This is a genomic window from Caulobacter sp. S45, from assembly GCF_903642205.1.
GTDB lineage: Bacteria > Pseudomonadota > Alphaproteobacteria > Caulobacterales > Caulobacteraceae > CAHJWH01.
In genome coordinates this window covers 1-3,914 of sequence record NZ_CAHJWH010000213.1, presented here as the reverse complement: position 1 = coordinate 3,914, position 3,914 = coordinate 1, and the positions used below count along the sequence as shown (strand labels likewise).

The following is a 3,914-nucleotide window of genomic DNA, read 5'->3' as shown; positions in this document are numbered from 1 at the left end:
AGCCCTCATCGACTCACGTTCCGCGCTCCTTGGGAATCCCTGCCGGGAGTCAGGGCTTCAGGCGGCTGGTATTAGACGTCAGGTGTTAGCTCACCGAGTTCAAACGGTTTGTCAAAGTGCGCCGCCAGCCGCGCACCAAAATCGTTCAACGCATCCGGCTTGTCCGCCGAGGTGATCTTCAGAGTCGCCCTCGGCCAAGCCGGCTCGCCCGTCTCGCAGAGCACGTCGAGCCAGGAGCCTCCACCGCCTTTGGCTGGCGACAGCCGCTCTACCCGAAAGGCCGTAATCGCCTTCACCGGTACGACGTACAGCTGTGTGTGGCAGAAGATCAGCGCCCGTCGGTCGGCGGAGGCGGCGACCCGGCCGTAAGTCGTCGCGAGGTAGAGCTCGGGTTCGCGGACGAACGCCACTTCAGCTTCGTAGGGCGCGAGGCTGACGACGTCCTCCCGCCGCATCCGACGGTCGCCGCGGACGGGGCCGATGGGTCTGGCGCTCCGAATCCAGGTGTCCTCTTGCGGGCTGGCGGAGCGGCGGAAGCCCGTCGTCACCGCCACATGGCAGGCTGTGACCAGGCGCGGTTCGCGCTTGTGGGCCGGATTGTGAAGCCGGCCGGTCTGCAGCTCCGGCGGCCAACAGGTGAGGCGCACGGCCGCCGCGCCCGCCTGCCACTCGCAGCGGCGGGTGTTGTATTGCGTGGTGATGGGAGCGGGGCCGAGCAGCAAGCGTAGCTCCTCGGCCGCCCTTTGAATGTTCAGCTCGGCGTCGTCGCCGAAGAAGGCGGCCCCGGAGAAGCGCGCCGCCGGGTAGGCCGTTGGGAACTGCGGAAGCATCTGCACCGACATGGGCCACAGCAGGGCGCTCACGAGCCGGCCAGGCACCTCGACGACGTCCCAGCTGTAGGCTGCATGCGCACGCACGCCGTAGTGTTCGGCCAGGATGGCCCGAGTTTCCCGCCAGGGCAGGCCAAGCCTGTCCAGCGCCGCCCAGAGCGAGGCGCGTGCGTCCCCATGCCCGTCCACCTTGATGTGCGCGTCCGGGGCGGGACCAGGCCGCGATCGATGAGACCGACTGAACAGCTTCAAGCGCCACCAAGGGCCCAAGCGGCCGCCCTCGGCTTACCATCGCCGAGGGCTGAAGCTAAGCTCCGGCGCTGGTGGCGCTAGCGAAGCGCCTGAAGGGCTGCCCAGCCAGACAGTGCGGGAGGTACAAAGCTTGCCATGAGCCCGCGGGCCGTCTCCCTATAGCCGCCCTCGAGCCCCGTGGCGCGCAGAACGGGCCGACTGGTCGCCATGGTGCACGAGTTACACAAGGCCGGCTACCAACGTCTGCGGGTATCACCCGGGCTCTCGCCTAGCGGCATGGACTGGCGCTGTCCCATCACCTGCGCCAGCAATATGGAGCCGGACGGCTTCACCATTCGCGAAGCTCGCGTTGCGAGTGGCCTCTTCGCCGCCTACACCTCCGCCGATCCGGGTTATTTCGGCTGGGCAAATGTGGAAGGCTGCTCCGCCCGCGAGCTGGCCGCTCGCTTCCTACAGGCCTTTCCCAAGCTCACAGAGCTCGGCTTTGGGCGCGACTGGACCTACACCGGCTGGCTGACGGAGGTGCTCGGGGTGGTGGAGCAAGGCGCAATCGGCCGTTATCCCATCTTCTACGCAGACTTTCCCCTCGACTTGGACGCCCAGTCTGTTCCTAGGCCGCCACCGTTGCCGGCCAACTAGGAGTATGGCGTCAATGAGCTGTGCGCCCTTTGCGGACATGCGCGCACCTCCAGAAAGCTGACATTGCACTTGGACCGCCTGAGGCGATCTGTTGATCCCACAGATGTTGGCGCGCGCACTGATCTAACCTAAGGGGCTGCCCGGCTGCTGCCTGGAGCCACGCTGTGCCTCACACCAAAGTCGCCCTCGGCACGCGAGATGGCGAGTGCACCACGCATGTCATTCACGCCTGAGGCGCAGGCACTTGGCCGGCGGCGATCATGTACATGGACGCAGATGGAATCCGCCCCGCCATGCTCGATATGGCGCAGCGCCTCGCGGACGCCGGCGCCTGGTCTCTCCGACCTTACCTGCACGGCCTCAGTGACCGACTCCGGTCCATGCGCGTTAAGGCACGTCCCTCGAGGAGAAGACGATGAAGCTCTTTTATGCGCCGGGGGCCTGCAGCCTCGCCGATCACATTGCCCTACATCAAGCTGGCTTGGCGTTCGAACACGAGAAAGTCGACCTGAAGGCGAAGCGCACGGAATCCGGCGCTGACTTCGCGACGATCAACCCTAAGGGCTACGTGCCGGCGTTGGTGCTCGACACCGGCGAAACGCTCACCGAAAACGTCGCCATCCTGGATTGGGTCGCGCATCAAGACACGGCGCTGAAGCCCTCCGACCCGATGGGCCACACCCATCTGCTGGAGTCGCTCGCCTACATCTCCACCGAAATTCACAAGAGCTTCAAACCCTTTTTTGCCGGCGGTAGTGATGACGACAAGGCCAAGGCTGGCCAGATGATCGTTAAGCGGATGACCTATCTCGCGGACACGATGAAGGGCGACTACCTCTTCGGCCCCGAGATCAGTGTGGCCGACTGCTACCTGTTTGTGATGCTGCTCTGGGCTCAGAAGTTCGGGGTCGAGGCTCCGCCGAAGCTCGCGTCCTTTCGCGGCCGAATGATGGAGCTGCAGTCGGTCAAGAAGGCGATGACCCACGAGGGCTTGATTTAGGCCGACCCGGCTGCCGCCAACGAGGACTTCGAGATGAACGACCGACCGACCGCCGCTCCCGCATCCTTCCAGGCGATCGGCGCCGGCAACCTCGCCGTGGTGACCGGCGCAGCGAGCGGAATCGGGTTGGCTGCGGCGCGGGCCTTCGCAGCCGCGCATATGCGCGTGTGCTTGATCGATCGCGAGGGTGAGGCGCTCGACGCCGCGGTCAACGCGATCGAAGGCGCGCAAAGCTATGCCGTTGATGTCGCCGACCGGTCGGCGGTCGCCGAGCTTGCACAGAAAATTACCGGCGCCCTCGGTCCGGTGTCTGTGCTGATGAACAACGCCGGGGTCGGCTCGGGCGGCGACGTGTTCGCCAATCCTGACGCATGGGCCGAAGTGCTGGGCGTCAACCTACTCGGTGTGCTCAACGGCGTGCAGAGCTTCGTGCCCGCGATGGCGGCAGGCAACCGTCCCGGCCTGGTGATCAACACCGGCTCTAAGCAGGGCATCACGCAGCCTCCCGGCAATACCGCCTACAATGTGAGTAAGGCTGGGGTGAAGGCGTTGACGGAGGGGCTGGCGCACACGCTGCGGGAGCAAACCGGAAGCCGCGTCAGCGCCCACCTCCTGATCCCGGGGTTCACCTATACCGGCATGACCGCCCGCCGATTGCCCGAGCAGCCACCCGGAGCTTGGACCCCCGAACAGGTAGTCGAGCTGATGATGGCGCGGCTAGCCCAAGGCGATTTTTACATCCTGTGCCCGGACAATGAGACCACCCCCGAGCAAGACGCCAAGCGCGTCGCCTGGGCGGCCGGCGATCTGACCGAAAACCGGCCAGCGCTATCGCGGTGGCATCCCGACTGGCAGGCGGCATTCGCCCTGTACATGGCCGCTTAAGCGGGTCCGCGCCGCATGAGCTACGCGGCCGCAAGTGACAGTTCAGGCATCGGTACACGAAAGCGGACGGCGCGGTTCTCGAGGATCTTGCTCCGGCTTCGTCAACGAGTGCGGCTCCTCATTGGAAGCGGTTGGGGTCTTGGAAGGGCACGACACTGCGTGGTCGGGGCACAGCTTAAAGCTGCAGCGGCATCGGCCCAAATCGGCGGGGAGAGCGGAGAGTTCGGCGCACTAATACCAGCCGCCTGAAGCCCTGACTCCCGGCAGGGATTCCCAAGGAGCGCGGAACGTGAGTCGATGAGGGCTCA

General features: G+C 65.5%; 4 protein-coding genes. 3 read left to right on the top strand and 1 reads right to left on the bottom strand.

Annotated features, from left to right (window positions below; all coding sequences use genetic code 11):
- Nucleotides 1–71: 71 nt before the first annotated feature.
- Nucleotides 72–1,019, bottom strand: a complete 948-nt coding sequence (locus tag HUV06_RS14985) for a hypothetical protein (RefSeq protein ID WP_174302050.1) — start codon at nt 1,017–1,019, stop codon at nt 72–74.
- 240 nt (nt 1,020–1,259) lie between these two features.
- Between HUV06_RS14985 and HUV06_RS14980 the strand changes: the two genes are divergently transcribed.
- The 3 genes from HUV06_RS14980 (at nt 1,260) to HUV06_RS14970 (ending at nt 3,606) form a co-directional block, all read left to right on the top strand.
- Complete coding sequence (locus tag HUV06_RS14980) at nt 1,260–1,721, top strand: hypothetical protein (protein WP_174302049.1); 462 nt, start codon at nt 1,260–1,262, stop codon at nt 1,719–1,721.
- Between the two features lie 415 nt (nt 1,722–2,136).
- A complete protein-coding gene (locus HUV06_RS14975; protein ID WP_174302048.1) occupies nt 2,137–2,721 on the top strand; it encodes a glutathione S-transferase N-terminal domain-containing protein in 585 nt (194 codons plus the stop codon).
- 33 nt (nt 2,722–2,754) lie between these two features.
- Entirely contained in the window at nt 2,755–3,606 is an 852-nt protein-coding gene (locus HUV06_RS14970; protein WP_174302047.1) for an SDR family NAD(P)-dependent oxidoreductase, read from the top strand.
- Nucleotides 3,607–3,914 lie beyond the last annotated feature (308 nt).

Coding starts and splice junctions, on each gene's coding strand:
- HUV06_RS14975 (WP_174302048.1), top strand. CDS start 2,137: ATGAAGCTCTTTTATGCGCCGGGGGCCTGCAGCCTCGCCGATCACATT.
- HUV06_RS14970 (WP_174302047.1), top strand. CDS start 2,755: ATGAACGACCGACCGACCGCCGCTCCCGCATCCTTCCAGGCGATCGGC.